Here is a 16,263-nt window from a genome sequence, read left to right on the forward strand (position 1 = left end):
ATTTTGGACATGAATTATTCAACCTCTTGATTCACCTAAGGACACAGTGTCAGGGCATAAAAGAAGAACTTATTCAACAGAAATGCCCGGCCAGAGGGTCGGGCATTTCTATCAGGCGATGTCGTGACTAACTGCACTACAAATCTCAAATATCATAACTCAGCACTGGCGATAACCACTTTTCAATTTCCTCAACCGGCATATCTTTCCGCTGGGCGTAGTCCAGAATCTGGTCTTTGTTAATTTTCCCAAGAGAAAAATACTTCGATTCAGGGTGCGAGAAATAAAACCCGCTTACTGCCGATGCCGGATACATGGCGTAACTTTCCGTTAGTTCAATATCTATTTTATTGGCATCCAGCAGATCAAACAAAGTCCCTTTTTCAGTGTGATCGGGACAGGCCGGATAACCCGGTGCAGGCCGGATACCTTGATAGCTTTCCTTAATTAACTGTTCACTGGTCAGGGTTTCATTCATTGCATACGGCCAGAATTCCGTCCGAACACGCTCATGCATCCGTTCGGCGAATGCTTCGGCCAGGCGGTCGGCGAGGGCTTTGACCATAATACTGTTATAGTCGTCGTGATCGAGTTCATATTTTTCAATCAGGGCTTCGATACCAATGCCCGTTGTTACGGCAAATCCACCGATGTAATCTTCACGACCGCTTTCGAGTGGGGCAATAAAATCAGACAGGCAAAAGTTAGGCAAACCGGGGGCCTTCTGGTTCTGCTGACGCAGAAAATGCAACACCGTTTTGGTATCATATATTAACTCGCCAGCCTGACTCACCGCCGTCTGCGACTGAGCTTTACTAATTCTATACTCAATATGCCGATGTGAACCATGCCGTTCGCAAGCCACCTCGTGCGTAACTTCCTCAAAATCGTGTAGCAACACGTCGTCATCAGCCGAATTAGCCGGATAAAACCCAACAACGGCCTTCGCTTTCAGAAGCTTCTTATCAACAATTTCCTGTAAAAGCTCAGTGGCATCGTCGAATAGTTGCTTAGCTTCTTTACCGACAATCGCATCCTCAAAAATAGCGGGGTATTTACCGTGCAACTGCCACGTTTGGAAGAACGGGGTCCAGTCAATATACTTCACCAATTCGGCAAGGGAGTAGTCTTCGAAATAACGATTTCCCAGAAAAGTGGGCTTCGTCGGCTCAAAGGTATTCCAGTCAATTTTGGTGCGGTTGTCACGAGCCTTGGCAATGGTCAGGCTCGACTTTTCTTTTTGTCGCTTGGCATGGTCATCACGAAGTTTGACGTATTCGGCTTTGATATCCGTGAAAATTTTCTCCCGTGTCGAATCCGTTTCACTGATAAGACGTCCGGCAACGGGAACACTTCGACTGGCATCCAAGACATGAATAACTGGCCCGGCATAGTGCGGATCAATCTTTACGGCGGTGTGTATGCGTGATGTTGTTGCGCCACCAATGAGTAACGGAAGTGTAAAACCCTGCCGCTGCATTTCCTTCGCCACCCCAACCATTTCGTCGAGCGAGGGGGTAATCAGTCCACTTAACCCGATAATATCTACGTTATGTTCGCGGGCAGCATCTAAGATTTTCTGCGTCGGCACCATAACGCCGAGGTCAATAATTTCGTAATTATTACACCCCAGCACAACACCCACAATGTTTTTCCCGATATCGTGAACGTCACCTTTAACGGTTGCCAACAGAATTTTCCCGGCTGATGATGACCCAGTACCCGATTTTTCGGCTTCGATAAACGGCGTCAAATAAGCCACCGCCTTTTTCATTACCCGCGCTGATTTTACGACCTGCGGCAAGAACATTTTACCCGCGCCAAACAAGTCACCAACAACGCTCATGCCATCCATGAGCGGCCCTTCGATAACGTGCAGTGGTCGCTCCACCTGATGTCTGACCTCTTCGACATCCTGATCAATATAGTCTGTGATGCCTTTAATTAACGCGTGTTTAAGCCGTTCGCGAACGGGTTCGAGCCGCCAGCTTTCGTCTTTTACAATCTCTTTACCTTTGGCTTTTACCGTTTCAGCAAAATCGACTAATCGTTCGGTAGCGTCATCCCGGCGGTTTAACAAAACATCCTCGCAGCGTTCGAGCAGGTCTTTCGGGATACTGTCATAGATTTCTAATTGTCCGGCATTGACAATGCCCATGTCCATACCGGCGCGGATGGCGTGGTAAAGAAACGCCGAGTGCATAGCTTCACGTACAAGGTCGTTGCCCCGAAAACTAAAGGAAATATTGGATACGCCCCCGCTTACTTTTGCCAGTGGGAGGTTTTGCTTGATCCAGCGCGTGGCATTGATAAAATCGACCGCATAGTTATTATGCTCCTCAATACCCGTGGCAACAGTCAGAATGTTCGGATCGAAAATAATGTCCTGCGGGGCAAAATGTACCTTATCAACCAGAATCCGGTAAGCCCGTTCGCAGATCTGGATACGACGTTCGTAAGAGTCAGCTTGTCCCTTTTCGTCAAACGCCATCACGACCGCAGCCGCCCCGTATCGTCTGACAAGTTGTGCCCGCTCAATAAATGCTTCTTCGCCTTCTTTGAGTGAAATTGAGTTAACAATGGCTTTCCCCTGTACGCATTTCAAGCCCGCTTCGATAACTTCCCATTTCGACGAATCGACCATGATAGGTACGCGGGCAATATCGGGTTCGGCAGCAATCAGGTTCAGGAAGGTTGTCATGGCCTCCACAGAATCCAGCATGCCTTCGTCCATGTTTATGTCAATCACCTGCGCTCCCCCTTCAACCTGGCCACGGGCAATGCTTAGCGCTTCGTCGAAGTTACCCGCTTTGATAAGGCGCGCAAATTTCTTTGAACCCGTTACATTGGTACGTTCACCTACGTTTAGAAAATTGGTGAGTTCTGTAATTTTCAGCGGTTCCAGTCCACTCAGTTTCTGATAGGGCTCAGGTTCCGGTAATTGCCGGGGTGGATATTTGGCCGCAGCCTCAGCAATAGCACGGATGTGGTCGGGTGTGGAGCCGCAACAGCCCCCAACAATATTGACAAAGCTATTTTTAATGAAATCCTCGATTTGCAACGCCATCATTTCCGGCGTTTCGTCGTACTCGCCAAACTCGTTGGGCAAGCCCGCGTTTGGATATGCCGACGTAAAAAATGGGGATTCCTTGGCAAGCGTTTGAATATAAGGCCGCATCAGTTCGGCACCAAGTGCACAGTTCAACCCTACACTCAGCAGAGGTAAGTGCGAAACGGAGTACAAAAAAGCTTCGGTCGTCTGGCCTGAAAGTGTCCGACCACTAGCATCCGTAATGGTGCCAGAGATCATGATGGGCCGAACAGTCTGCTGTGGATTTAAATTGAAATACTTGTCGATGGCGAACATGGCCGCCTTCGCGTTGAGCGTATCAAAGATCGTCTCAACCAAAAGCAAATCTGCGCCACCTTCCACCAAACCGCTTACCTGCTCATAATAGGCATTTACCAGATCATCGAATGTGACAGCGCGGTAAGCGGGATTGTTCACATCGGGAGAGAGCGAAGCCGTGCGGTTGGTTGGGCCCATCGCACCAGCGACAAAGCGCGGTTTGTCGGGATTCTGACGAGTAACTTCAACGGCAACTTCTTTAGCCAGCCGAGCCGACTCGTAGTTAAGTTCATAAGCCAACTCTTCCATGTAATAATCGGCCATAGCAATGGTCGTACTACTGAAGGTGTTGGTCTCGATAATATCGGCCCCTGCTTCGAGATACTGGCGGTGAATTTCTTGGATAATCGCCGGTTTGGTCAGGGATAACAAGTCGTTATTACCCTTTACATCATGCGGAAAGTCTTTAAATCGCTCACCCCGATAATCGGCATCAGTCAGGTTATACCGTTGAATCATCGTACCCATCGCCCCATCGAGGACGAGGATGCGTTCGTGGAGAAGTTCGTATATCGTTTTCAAAGGCAGTATGGCAATGCGTGATAGTCAGAGAGCCAACAATCGGCGCACTAAAAAAAGTCCAAAAAGTCAAAAACGCTTATTGACAAAAAGACAGATAGCTAACTTATCTATCCCGGTTTGTGGTCGGGAGGAATTTGGCACCGTTTCCCTAGGCTGGTTGGTTGCCAAGACATCATCGGGTCCGTTCCCTCCGTCTTTCTGGATAAGCTAGTACAAAATTAAACAAAAAATCGGGCGTCCCAATAAAGGGTACGCCCGAAAATCAATCTATTCCTGTACCGTACTTACCACATTTGTTCCAAATCCTCTTTCGTATACAGATGATTACGCTCGGTGTAAAACGACTCCTCGCTAGTTCGTTTGATTGACAAGGGGTTCTTGGCTGTCATCCGATACAACAGGGCGATGGGAAATAAAAACACGAAGAACAATACCGACAAGATGATTTTGCCATTGATATTCCCCAAGATCTCGGCCACTTTGAACCAGGCCTTCACAATGAGGTCGCCTGCCACCGGAATAGCCAAGCTCAACAGACCCACAGCCGCTGCAGCATAGAGACACCAGGGCGACTTAAATACAAAATACAGTACCACCAGCCCGGTCACTATAACCAACTGGGCTTTTACTTTTTCGGTAACATCCATGTGTTAAAACAATGTATAGATAAACGGTGCCACGGCTGAACCACCGCCAATAACAATCAGAACACCAATGAGCAGTAACAGAATAATCATTGGAGCCAGCCACCATTTTTTGCGCTGCTTCAGAAATTGGAAGATGTCGTGTAAAAATTCCATGAGTTAATTCGAGTTTGCTTACTTGTTAACAGATGAGAGTTGATTAGCGCCCTGATTCGACTGCACAAGCCGAAAAAGAGCCTCGCCTACCCGTTGATTCACAATTGGACTAGCGTGACCGTCATTGCGACCTACAACCCGATCAGCCGGGGCAATATCGACCATAAGTTTGCCTGCGTCCAGAATTGGCACATTGTTGGTCTTGAAAAAATCTACTACTGGTTTAACATATTCAGCCGTTTTCTTTATGTTGTGTGAGAATGGAAACATAACCACATAAAACCGTGAATTATGTTCTTTAGCATAGGTGATAAACTGGTTGAGGTCGCTAAGGTGATCGTTGATAATAGCCGGTGTACCATAAGCGGTTCGGGCATACGTATCAAACGGCGCAAAGTTACCATGAGGAAACTGCCAGTAAAGATAATTCAATAGATAAGACTTAATAAACAGGGATTGCAGCGCTCGGGGTACATCGGAGTAGGGTTTAAATCCTGCCGGTATCAACCCATGATCGTGAGCCACCTTTTCAATATCATTCGGGAAATATTGCAAAATCAGCACGTCCGGCGTTTTACCGAACTTCACCAAACGGGCATATTCATCGCGGGTGTCCGAACCGGATATGCCCAGGTTGTAGGTCACATACTGTTTGCTGCCCAATTTTTCGCTCAGAACGTTGCCATATCGCTCATCCGCCGATTTCAGTCCATGACCAGCCGTAAATGAATCGCCTACAATCAAGACCTTCTTTTTGCCCAGCGTATCCGTCTTCGGCGTATCACGATAGTCGCCCGTCATAGGAGGCCAGTATCGTTCAAACCAAACGTGCGAGGCCAGGGTGAGCCCTCCCTCCTGACTTTGTGCGACAAACATAAACCCCATCTCCACGAAAATCAGCAGCACAATAAGCGGCACTAATAAGGTTGCTATGTTGCCAAACAGCCTAGGTGGATTCGGATTCTTAACAATACCATAATAGTACAGTCTCAATAGCTCGATGACCAGCAGCAGAAATAGACAGCATTTGGCCAGCCGGACGTATATGTTGTCAAATAATCCTTTGTGCGGAAAGTCGAAACTAACCCCAAAATGATCACCGTAGAAGACAATGAACGTTAAAAATCCCAGTAAGAGCAGGCGAACAGCACTGGAAACGAGTTTTGATTGCATTAAAACAGATCGGTCGTTAATCTAAAACAAATTCTTCTTTCCAGTTGTCTTTCTCCTGCCATTCAGGTTGTTTCCGCTTGTCGAACAGGTAGTTACCAACGGATAGATAATCCATTTCGGTACGCATAAAGCAACGATAGGCATCCTCGGGCGTACAAACGATGGGTTCACCACGCACGTTGAAACTGGTATTAACAATTACGCCATAGCCCGTCAGTTGCTTAAACGAATCAATTAGCTCATAATAACGAGGATTGGTGTCCTTGTGAACGGTTTGGATACGGGCTGAATAATCGATGTGCGTAATCGATGGCAAGTCGGACCGCTGATAATAGAGTTTCTCGCGTAGCGGAAAACTGGCATAGTCAGCGGGTACGGGCGTCCGGCGTTTTTCAGCCACCGGATGAACTAGCAGCATGTAAGGCGAAATACCGTCGTAGTCGAAATACTCGGCACAGTCTTCGGCCAAAACAGAGGGTGCAAAAGGTCGGAACGATTCCCGGTATTTAATTTTCAGGTTTAGCTTTTTCTGCATCTCGGCATTGCGCGGGTCGCCCAAAATGCTGCGTCCGCCTAACGCCCGTGGGCCAAATTCCATCTGTCCCTGAACCCAGCCAAGTACATTACCTTCAGCCAATATTTTGGCGGCATCGCGGCTTAGTTCGGTAAAATCGGTGTAATGCGTGGCTACTGCTTTGTATTTTTTAGCCATCAGTTCAACATCCAGATCAGAGAAGGTCGGCCCTAAATAAGAGCCTCGCATGGCATCACGCTCGGTCGTTACCACCCGCTCCTTCCCAAAATATATATGGTAAGCTGCCAGAGCTCCACCTAACGCTCCGCCCGCATCACCCGCAGCTGGTTGAATAAATATGTCTTTGAAAAGGCCGGATGCCTGGAGTTTTCCGTTCGATACGCAATTGAGGGCTACCCCACCAGCCAGTACCAGCGCATCGGCATTGGTCAGGCGTTTGGCTTCACGGGCCATATTCAGCACAACCTCTTCGGTCACATACTGAATGGCCAGCCCCAGGTTGCAATGTTCAGGAAGTAACTCGTCTTCTGGCTGGCGTTTAGGAAAACCGAACAATTCAGCCCATTTGTCCTCGTTCACCATTTTCAGACCAGTGGCGTAGTCGAAATAGTCCTGATTCAGCCAAACAGATCCATCGGGCCGCAGATCGGCCAGTTTATCTTTGATGGCGGCCATATACCGGGCCACATCCGGCGAAGTTGGGTCACCATAGGGGGCTAATCCCATTAATTTATACTCGCCGGAGTTAACCCGAAATCCCAGAAAATACGTAAACGCCGAATATAATAGCCCCAGTGAATGCGGAAACCGCATTTCTTTGAGGATGGTAATATTTTTACCTTCACCTACACCAATGGAAGCCGTAGCCCACTCGCCCACACCATCGATAGTCAGAATAGCCGCCCGCTCGTAGGGGGACGGATAGAATGCGCTGGCTCCGTGCGAGAGATGGTGTTCAGGAAAAAGTAGTTTTACCTTGCTGGCTGGGTCGTAGCCTAACTTCTCCAGCTCCTGCCGAATGAGTCGTTTCAGAAACAACTTTTCCTTAAGCCAAACCGGAATCGACATCAAAAATGACCGCAATCCCTGAGGGGCAAAAGCATAATAGGTTTCCAGCAATCGCTCAAATTTGAGCAGAGGTTTGTCGTAGAATACAATGGCATCCAGCTTGTTCAGGTCTGCTCCACTGTACTGAAGGCAGTACTTGATTGCCTCAGCCGGGAACCCCGGATCGTGCTTTTTACGAGTAAACCGCTCTTCCTGAGCAGCGGCAACAATACGTCCGTCTTCAATTAATGCTGCTGCTGAATCGTGGTAAAAAGCAGAGATACCTAATATGGTCATGAACTATAGTACTGGTCAAACAGGGCCAAAAGTAATGGTTTTTTTTGTCAAACGTTGCATGGCGTCCAGTCCCACTTAGTTTCCGGTTAAACGACGAGATTTCAGTCAATGCGCGTCTTACACTTGTTATTTATCAACTGAATAGCTACCCCTATGACGGTTAAGGCAGGGTTGACATTTACTGATCAGCGGCATTCCGATCTGATTCAAGCCCTAAATCGGTAGCTAACGTCTGGGCCACCTGCCGGTAGGCTTCGTCATCCGGGTGCATATTATCATAGGCCGTTTTCCAGGAAAGCAAGGCTGAATAGTCCATTACCTTCAAATGGGCCTGTTTAAATAGTTGTCGTAGTTCAGGAGCCATCGGATAGGCCGGAAACACAATTACATAGAAGTCGTCATTTCCAAACTGTTTTTGATACAGTTCCTCCGATTTCTTAACGATACGAACAAACTGTTCATACTGCTCAGTATTGTATCTTCTAGGAAGGTTAATATTAAAAAATTTAACTATGTTGCTTTTGTACATTCCACGAATCAGCTCTAGATAAACAGGGTGTTTCTGTGCGTATGCACCCTCCACAGCTAGTGTATTGGGGTTAACATAAGGCCAATATCCATTGGAATTATAGATCCATTTGGTGCTGGGAGCTACGCGTGCCAAATGATCTTCGATATACGTGTAAAAAGCAATTCCTTTTTTTTCGACTACCTCTTTTCGAATATCAACAGCCTGTTGAAGCGCCAGCATATGAGCCGGAGAATACCCTGATACACCATAATTATAGGGTCGGTAGCCAGTCTGTTTGCCAAAAAAATAGGGCATAGTACTCGTATCTGATACCGATTCTCCATACGTAAACGAGCAGCCTAAAAACAGCGCATACTTCCCAGCAGCCTGACGATTATCGAAGGGGGTAAAACGCCGGGATAAGCTGTCTATAGTATACGTAACAGAAGCCGTTTTCCCTAAAAATGGCCGTTTCCCCTGGTCACCTTTATCCTGCCTTATTGGGTATGTTACTGTATACGGGCCTGGTGCTGGCCTAAGTATACCTAGACTATCATATTTTATCAATGTGAGCTTATTCTGCGCCGAATTTGACTTACTTTCTGGTACAGTACTATTTGTAGCCTCATACGCAGCCCTTTCTTTCCAATGTAACAGAAGACTACATACACCTTCCAGCACTAACCAGCTAAAAATAAAGCTTAGCAATGATACTATACTTCCTTTAATCCACACTTTGCTGTATAACATAATATACTCACTAATGAGAACTCCTACTATTCCTGAAAGGCGAATATCACTCGTTTCAAACGACTAGTACGACAGATTGTTTTACTCTATAAACTACCCCATATGTTAACTTCTACTTATGCCGATTAGCTTCATTTTTAGCCCGGCTAAGTATGGTAACGGACCTGAGGTGACGTTTCCGCGTTGGGTAAGCCTGTAATCATTTAGTATAGAGTCCAGTTCGATGTTATCCGTTGAAAATAAACGGTAGAACGTCTCTCAGTACCCGCAAAAAAATTACCTTTGGCTATTAATAAAGCTCTGATAAATCTTGAAACTGGCAGCCATTGATATCGGTTCAAACGCGGCCCGTCTACAAATCTCGACGGTGTTGCACAATGATAATCTCGTTAGCTTTAAGCGAGTTGAGTACGTACGTTTTCCGCTCCGGCTAGGTCATGATGTATTTAATTTTGGGTTCCTGACGCCCGAAAGCGAAGCTAGAACGACCAAACTTATGCAGGCATATAAACTGCTGATGGAGCTGCATGAGGTAGAAGATTACATGGCCTGCGCTACTTCAGCTATGCGGGAGTCGTCTAATGGTCATGAAGTTGCCAAACGAATTGAAGCCTTAACTGGCATTAAAATCCATATTATCGATGGGCCTAAAGAAGCAGAGCTTATCAATGATGTGGTCGTTCATGCCTTAGATGAGCGGCAATATCTTCACATCGATGTTGGTGGTGGCAGCACCGAACTAAATTTGTATGTGAACCGCCAGAAAGTCAACTCAAAATCCTTTAAGGTCGGTTCAGTACGCTTGTTGGAGGGTAAGGAACACAAGGGAGCGTGGCGAAAAATTGAGGATTGGGTTGAGGAAAATGTCGATGCCTTTCAGGAGGTTACTGCCGTTGGCACAGGCGGCAACATTAGCAAATTATTTAATCTGGCATCCAAAGTCTCTGAAACAGAAACCACCCGAGCCGAAATTGAGCGTATTCGGGATTTCATTGCGGGCTTCAGCCAGGAAGATCGTATCAATAAACTTCGCCTGAACGCCGACCGGGCCGATGTAATCGTGCCAGCCGCCGACATCTATTTATCAGTTATGAAGTGGGCGGGAGCCACTAACATCATTGTACCGGATTTAGGTCTGAAAGATGGTATTATTCAGTTAGTCTACGCCCAATTGGGTAAACGCAAACAACCAGTCCAGTAAATTAACTTCAACAAAAAGCCCCTGCCAGAAATTTCTGGCAGGGGCTTTTTGTTGGAATTCTCACACTATTTTATGATCTCAGATTTGGCGTCCACTCTTTGTTTTAGCAATAGTCATCGGCATGCAACTTATAGGCAGACAGTTACACGGAGCGTTTGTCATTAATATAGACCGATCAGTGTAACAGCCAGATGAATTATAGATCCGAACAGTATAGAGTTTCGGAATACCAGTTCGACTACCATTAGTAACAATCACACCGTCGGCTGGTATGGCCTTGCCCTGGCCGGTGAACGTGCCCTTGATGGCCATCTCATAGGTATCTGTTGGAGAGTATCCGGTGAGTGATACTTGCCCATCATTTTGCGACTGGGTTCCATAACAAGTAGCCTCCTTCACGACCACAGAAGCGGTCGGATTGGCTTTAATGTAAACGATAATTTGTGCAAAAGGAAGGCAAGTAGGATTCGTTGGCGCCTGTTTCAGTCGGGCATATACGTAATATAGACGATCTTTTGTACCCCAGTTAGCCGGAAAAAGTACGTTTCGCAGGGTAGCTTTACCGTTTACCAGAACCGGTTCACCAACGTAGGCAACGCCATTTTCTTTATACGGATTCGTCTGAAGCGCATCGAATCGAACAAATTCAATTGTGCCTGTCGTATTAACCTGCAAGCTGTCAATAACCCTTTCGGTACAAACCGTTACGGACAGCATACGGGTATTAGTAATAGTGGGGCAACTACCTGTTTGCGCCCATAATACGGGTGTAATCAACAAACAGAGCAGGCTAAGACACGCAATCTGGGACCAATACCGACGCGATTTCTGTCCGTGATCTAGCATCACCGAAAACACCTTTTTCGTATACTTGACTGAAAAATAAGTATTCTGCATGAGCGACTTAAGATCATTTATCGGTGATTAAACATATGTTTCGACTCTAGCATAAACAGTTCGTCACACGAAGATAGTCGTCTCATTTGTTACTTTATCCTTATTACTATCGTCCCTACAGCCATGACATATTTTATCACATGGCCGAGCACACCATTTTGCTTCAGTATAGCCCCCAATCAGCCTATATTCCCAAATTCTGCCAGTCTGGTTTTTTATTTAACGACCATCAACATCTCCAGCAACAAGACAGCGGAAACTTTTATTTGCTATCAGCCCTGAATCAAACAACCCAACAAGCCGAGGCCCGATGCGCTTTCTACATCTGTTCTGATGAAGCTATCAGCCCGGTTGCCGCCCCATTTGGCTCCATCGAATTTGCCGAAAGCCTTCCAGATGCGGTACTGGATAGATTTCTCGTTTCTCTTTTAGAAGCCGTTCGCGGTGTGGGAGCCCGTAAACTACGGCTTGTAAATTACCCACATTGTTATGCACCACAACAGGCTGAGAAACTGACAGCTATACTCGCCAAACACGATTTTTACCGACTGGAAGCTAACCAAAATTCTTTCTTGCCAATTGGTAATAAGCGGTTTGAAGCTCATCTTATTTCAGCAGAGCGTCGTCGACTGCGCAAGTGTCGAGAGGCCAATTTCCAGTTCGTCCACTGGCAAACGCCAAACTTAACCGAGGCAATTAATTTCATTCAGCAAACCCGCCAACAGCAAGGTTACCAGATGACCATCAGCACCGAGCGTTTGATTGATTTATGGCAGAAATTCCCAAACCAATTCTCAGTTTTTGTTGTAAAAGATGGCACACAGTTAGCCGCATTATCTATAACGGTTCGTGTTCGAGACGACATCCTGTACAATTTCATACCCGCATCTCATCCTAGCTATCACGCCTTCAGCCCAATGGTCATGTTGATTGACGGGCTGTTCACGTATTGCCAGCAACAGGAAATACGCCTGCTTGATTTGGGAGTATCACTTGACGCCAATAGGCAACCGAAGCCGAGTCTAATGCGTTTCAAACGTAACCTTGGTGCACTGGAGTCGCCAAAATTAACCTTCGAGAAGGTAGTATAGGGTAGAAATAACCGTCTGCCATTTTTTTCGTTGTTTTGTAGAAAAAAGGCGCGTTCCTATGTGCCGCTTACATGGTCGAAGCCAGTTTCAATTCCATTAGTCAATTTCTGAGCGACCTATTTGCATCGTTGGTGTCGCTGCTTAAAGTATCAATTCGTGGTCGGTATGCAACTCGCTTGCCCAATCCACAATTGCCTGTTTGCTCCGTGTTGGGCAATGGTCCGTCGTTAAATGAATCCTTAGCTGAACAATTCGATTTTATCCGGCAAACCGAAATTGTCTGTGTTAATAATTTTGCTCACGCTGAAATCTTCACACGATTACGCCCGCAGGACTACGTTATTTCTGATCCCAATTATTTCGTTTTTACCGAACAGACCATTGACCGCGATGATATTCGGCAAACGTTATCAATATTTCTGGAGCAGGTTAACTGGCAAATGACCTTGTACGTACCACATTTTGCCAAAGGTTCTTATCTGCTGGGTAAAATTGAACGGGGCAATACCCAGATTAAGGTTGTTTATTTTAACTACACCGTTGTGCGTGGGTTCAAGTGGTTGACTTATTGGCTCTATACCAAGGGCCTAGGCATGCCGCAGGCGCAAACAGTTATTATTGCCGCCTTGACACTGATGATCAACCGGAAGTTTGAGACAATTTATCTCTTCGGAGCCGACACTTCCTGGCATGAACAAATTCGGTTGAACGATCAAAATCAACTGTTAATCAAACAGATACACTTTTACGATAAGGTTAAGGATATCACGCACCAGCCTGTGTATTCGGATGCGCAACGGCAGCGCACCTTTTCGATGGCATCGCAGTTTTTATCTTTACACAAAGTCTTTCGGGGCTACGAGGTTCTACGTGACTACGCCGACCATAGGGGTGTTCGAATTGTTAATGCCAGCGCAAAAAGCTACATCGACGCGTTCGAACGGAAACCTGCCGGGCAGTCGGTAAAGGGTCCACCTGTACAATCGTAAGTAGCTGGTGCCGTTTTGTTTTTGCCTGACCCATCAACGCGTAACTGCTTGTTGGCAATCTGAATAGATGAGCCTTGCTTTCCTTCTAGTATTTAGGTTAATCTTGTTCAAGCCCTGATGTTCGCGCGTTAGGGCTTCTTTATACTCATTGTGACCATTTCGATCTTAGGCGTTCTAAACTAGTGGTTTGATTAAATTATTGAGTAAGGGAGGGCATAAAGGGCTTCGGATTCCGGGGCTCCTTTTTTGTTTTAGAGGTTATAAGATCAGGTTCGGCATTTCATCATGACGTAGTTGCCGTACTAATCCGGATGCCATTTCACACCACACGCGTTAAAATAGACAAATTAACAGGGCACAGACAAACGTTTCAGTCCTCAATTTTCCCTCATGTCAACCCCGTACCGTAACTCCCTTTCTCCATAATGACAAGTACCTGCCGGGTCTGAAAGATTTGCTTCAGCGTTGATTCCATACCTTAATTCAACGTCGAGGTTCGAACACTAGTCCCAATCGAGCGAAGGTTATCATTCTGTTTGTTAGTGGTGTTAAAGAAATTATTCGCCTTCAGGCTCATTTGATCAGTTCCCGAATTAGTGCTAAATCCATTGTCGAGATTCAGGCCCGTGTTGCCGTAAAAACTTGTACCCAGTGCCGCCGATGCACCTGTCACGTATCCCGCAGAGGGTGGGAAGTGATAATTTAAAAAACCATTAGGGTAGAAATCGTCAATTTGAACGGTGAGATTCGGAATGCCTGCTATCACCATGTTTCCAATAATTTGGGTATTAATGGCCAGTGGACCTAATGCGGCACCCGCCATATTCTGTCCTGTGTGTACGCCAATGAATGTTCCATTCCTTGGATCAGTCAGGCTATTGCAATAGTTCCCAGCAACCCGGAAATCATAGATCGGGCTGAACTGAATGAACCCGGTGCGCTGAAACTGTGAGGGATTAAGGTCTATTGCGCCTGAATTGATGAGCGTGTTATTTTCAATATTGACGTTTTTCCCTGCGACAAAATAGAAGGTGAACCCCCTCTGCATATTATGGAGTCGATTGGCTGTAATACTGACATCCTTTATCGTCCAGTTGAAGATTGCATATTTCGATGTCACATCCGGCGTAACTGACCAAGCCTGTGAGAGCGTAAGAGTTGTCGCTGTTCTGGAAGCAATATCTCTCGTCTGGCCCATCCCCTTACCGCTGATGATCGCTACCGTGGGCGACATGGCAAACGTACTCCCCCACTTTTTTGTAATGTCGGTCAGTGTCGTCGGTGTGGCCGAAGACACGCTGCCCTGATCCTGATCAACCGCGTCGGGGTCTTCTGCAATCAGCGTTTCCAAGTCGTTTTTCCAGAAAGGAGCAAAGGCCGGGACCGCTCCGTTTTGCATCAAAAAGCTGTTATCGTGGATAAGGGCTTTCTGCACAAAATCGACGGTCATAATATGATACGTCTGATTATTTATGCGTCCCAAACCAACGTCTTTAATAAGCGTGTTGGCTTCCCAAATCACTTTTCGCGTCTTATCGATACCGGGTCCAGCACAGAACGTAAACTTATTGTTTTTGGCGATTACATACGTAGATCCATCCATCGACAGGGGGCCGTGAATCAGTGAGTTTAGGGTTTGATTAAACTCGCATCCGACAACTGCGACTTTATTGCAGTGCCAAAAGGCGGCAAAGTCAGCTTTCAGCATATCAAATTTGACGTTCTTCCAAAACATTTCACTACCCCGAAATACGCCTGTGTACCAGCCCGATCCTGTAACGTCCTTATTACTAATCGACAGGTTGGCGACCCCGCTTGTCGTCGCATTAGCATCACGTCGAAACAGGTCTATCCCTTTGGTGCCTGAGTGACCAAACGTGATCGTCGTTAGACCCGGCCCATCACCTACTAAAACGACCTTGCTTCGCAGGTATATACCCACCCTATTCCCGTCACCGGGAGCGATAATAATTTTATAAGTACTTCCTCCCGGCAAGTACACTACGCCACCATTTGGCGAGGCTGCGGCCAGATTAATTGCGGACTGAATGGCTGGCTGGTCGTTAACCACTCCGTCACCCGCGGCCTTAAGCCTTAATCGAGGGTCGGTCTTAACATTGTAAATGTTAGTAAAAAATGGGGCGTATGCCCGACCCCAGGCAGAACCGATGGTCCACACATCGCGTCCAGAAGCTACTGCCTTCAATTGATCATCAACCAATGTCTCGCCTACCGTTCCGCCCATCCCATTCGACACGTACACGTTATACGAAACGCCTAGAATGAGACCCTTTGGGGCAATGAAATTCAGCCGTTTATCGAATGATTTAGCGGGTACAAACGTGGCATACAAACTTTTCCCGCCAGACTGTGAGATAAATCGGATTGTGGGTTTGAATCCTGGGATTAAAAGATTTGTGCCTACCAGTTCCATTGGTGCCCCTGCATACACATCGGGCGAAGAAAAATAGTAACCTTCAGCCCGGTTGATATATACCGTTTGACTTTTTCTGCCACCCGACGCTACGGATATGGCATAAATACCAATTGGAAAAGTCTCGGGTATGGCGGTATTAATGCTGTTCAACTGTTGATTACCGATTGCCAAAGGCGCGTAGACACCATCATTCAGCGCCACATTTACAACTGAGTTAGCGGGGAATGCCCCTTCGAGAAACAAAGGCTGGCCTGGGAGCGCCGTTTTTGCATGGTGAAAAATGTGCAGATCTGTCGAGATAGGCAACCCCGTTGAACGGCCACTTGGCAGTGGATTCACATTAATGCTAAGCAGACTTGACCGGTTGCTATCAATCCGTGACTTTTTTGCATTCTGACCAACTAGTAACGCAGGTAGCAAAAGCAGTAAGGCGATTATGGTTTTCATTCGATAGTAAAGTAGGGGTGTTTATCGAACTAAAAAAGGAGCCGGAGAAATTACAGCTGAATTTTTAATTTCCAGTGGTCGGGTGCTAATAGCCTGAAGGAGGTCTGTAGACTATCCAGGTTTCCAAAGACCTGAATCTCTGGCTGTACTGACCGCA

11 protein-coding genes and 1 riboswitch are annotated in these 16,263 nt (G+C 46.6%); of the genes, 3 read left to right on the plus strand and 8 right to left on the minus strand.

Annotated features, from left to right (window positions below; all coding sequences use genetic code 11):
• Positions 1–145: 145 nt before the first annotated feature.
• The 6 genes from metH to ACFS25_RS25690 form a co-directional block, all read right to left on the minus strand.
• Positions 146–3,931: a methionine synthase gene (metH, locus tag ACFS25_RS25665; RefSeq protein WP_381506757.1), complete on the minus strand. Its 3,786-nt coding sequence runs from the start codon at positions 3,929–3,931 to the stop codon at positions 146–148.
• Between the two features lie 100 nt (positions 3,932–4,031).
• A riboswitch (SAM riboswitch) is annotated at positions 4,032–4,140 on the minus strand.
• Between the two features lie 75 nt (positions 4,141–4,215).
• Positions 4,216–4,578: an SxtJ family membrane protein gene (locus ACFS25_RS25670; RefSeq protein WP_381506760.1), complete on the minus strand. Its 363-nt coding sequence runs from the start codon at positions 4,576–4,578 to the stop codon at positions 4,216–4,218.
• Between the two features lie 3 nt (positions 4,579–4,581).
• Positions 4,582–4,731 carry a DUF5989 family protein gene (locus tag ACFS25_RS25675; protein ID WP_381506762.1) on the minus strand — a complete coding sequence of 50 codons (150 nt, stop codon included), beginning with the start codon at positions 4,729–4,731 and terminating at the stop codon, positions 4,582–4,584.
• Between the two features lie 18 nt (positions 4,732–4,749).
• Positions 4,750–5,904 (minus strand): SGNH/GDSL hydrolase family protein, encoded by a 1,155-nt coding sequence (locus ACFS25_RS25680; RefSeq protein WP_381506764.1) that lies wholly within the window; start codon positions 5,902–5,904, stop codon positions 4,750–4,752.
• Positions 5,905–5,920: 16 nt separating this feature from the next.
• Positions 5,921–7,783: a carbamoyltransferase family protein gene (locus ACFS25_RS25685; RefSeq protein ID WP_381506766.1), complete on the minus strand. Its 1,863-nt coding sequence runs from the start codon at positions 7,781–7,783 to the stop codon at positions 5,921–5,923.
• Positions 7,784–7,961: 178 nt separating this feature from the next.
• Positions 7,962–9,044, minus strand: coding sequence for a hypothetical protein (locus tag ACFS25_RS25690; RefSeq protein WP_381506767.1), 1,083 nt, complete (start codon positions 9,042–9,044; stop codon positions 7,962–7,964).
• A 310-nt stretch (positions 9,045–9,354) separates the two neighbouring features.
• On the opposite strand from ACFS25_RS25690, the gene ACFS25_RS25695 reads away from it, so the two are divergent.
• Positions 9,355–10,245 (plus strand): Ppx/GppA phosphatase family protein, encoded by an 891-nt coding sequence (locus ACFS25_RS25695; protein WP_381506768.1) that lies wholly within the window; start codon positions 9,355–9,357, stop codon positions 10,243–10,245.
• 78 nt (positions 10,246–10,323) lie between these two features.
• On the opposite strand, the gene ACFS25_RS25700 is transcribed toward ACFS25_RS25695, so the two are convergent.
• Positions 10,324–11,142 (minus strand): hypothetical protein, encoded by an 819-nt coding sequence (locus tag ACFS25_RS25700; RefSeq protein ID WP_381506770.1) that lies wholly within the window; start codon positions 11,140–11,142, stop codon positions 10,324–10,326.
• Between the two features lie 140 nt (positions 11,143–11,282).
• On the opposite strand from ACFS25_RS25700, the gene ACFS25_RS25705 reads away from it, so the two are divergent.
• Positions 11,283–12,233 carry a GNAT family N-acetyltransferase gene (locus ACFS25_RS25705; RefSeq protein WP_381506772.1) on the plus strand — a complete coding sequence of 317 codons (951 nt, stop codon included), beginning with the start codon at positions 11,283–11,285 and terminating at the stop codon, positions 12,231–12,233.
• Positions 12,234–12,304: 71 nt separating this feature from the next.
• Positions 12,305–13,222, plus strand: a complete 918-nt coding sequence (locus tag ACFS25_RS25710; protein ID WP_381506774.1) for a hypothetical protein — start codon at positions 12,305–12,307, stop codon at positions 13,220–13,222.
• A 478-nt stretch (positions 13,223–13,700) separates the two neighbouring features.
• Here ACFS25_RS25710 and ACFS25_RS25715 read toward each other — a convergent pair whose 3' ends face one another.
• Entirely contained in the window at positions 13,701–16,106 is a 2,406-nt protein-coding gene (locus ACFS25_RS25715; protein WP_381506777.1) for a glycosyl hydrolase family 28-related protein, read from the minus strand.
• Between the last annotated feature and the right edge of the window lie 157 nt (positions 16,107–16,263).

Origin of the sequence: Spirosoma flavum, assembly GCF_042686045.1 — a bacterium.
GTDB classification, from domain to species: Bacteria; Bacteroidota; Bacteroidia; order Cytophagales; family Spirosomataceae; genus Spirosoma; species Spirosoma flavum.

Coding starts and splice junctions, on each gene's coding strand:
- ACFS25_RS25700 (WP_381506770.1), bottom strand. CDS start 11,142: ATGCAGAATACTTATTTTTCAGTCAAGTATACGAAAAAGGTGTTTTCG.
- ACFS25_RS25690 (WP_381506767.1), bottom strand. CDS start 9,044: ATGTTATACAGCAAAGTGTGGATTAAAGGAAGTATAGTATCATTGCTA.
- ACFS25_RS25715 (WP_381506777.1), bottom strand. CDS start 16,106: ATGAAAACCATAATCGCCTTACTGCTTTTGCTACCTGCGTTACTAGTT.
- ACFS25_RS25685 (WP_381506766.1), bottom strand. CDS start 7,783: ATGACCATATTAGGTATCTCTGCTTTTTACCACGATTCAGCAGCAGCA.
- ACFS25_RS25680 (WP_381506764.1), bottom strand. CDS start 5,904: ATGCAATCAAAACTCGTTTCCAGTGCTGTTCGCCTGCTCTTACTGGGA.
- ACFS25_RS25675 (WP_381506762.1), bottom strand. CDS start 4,731: ATGGAATTTTTACACGACATCTTCCAATTTCTGAAGCAGCGCAAAAAA.
- ACFS25_RS25705 (WP_381506772.1), top strand. CDS start 11,283: ATGGCCGAGCACACCATTTTGCTTCAGTATAGCCCCCAATCAGCCTAT.
- ACFS25_RS25670 (WP_381506760.1), bottom strand. CDS start 4,578: ATGGATGTTACCGAAAAAGTAAAAGCCCAGTTGGTTATAGTGACCGGG.
- ACFS25_RS25710 (WP_381506774.1), top strand. CDS start 12,305: ATGGTCGAAGCCAGTTTCAATTCCATTAGTCAATTTCTGAGCGACCTA.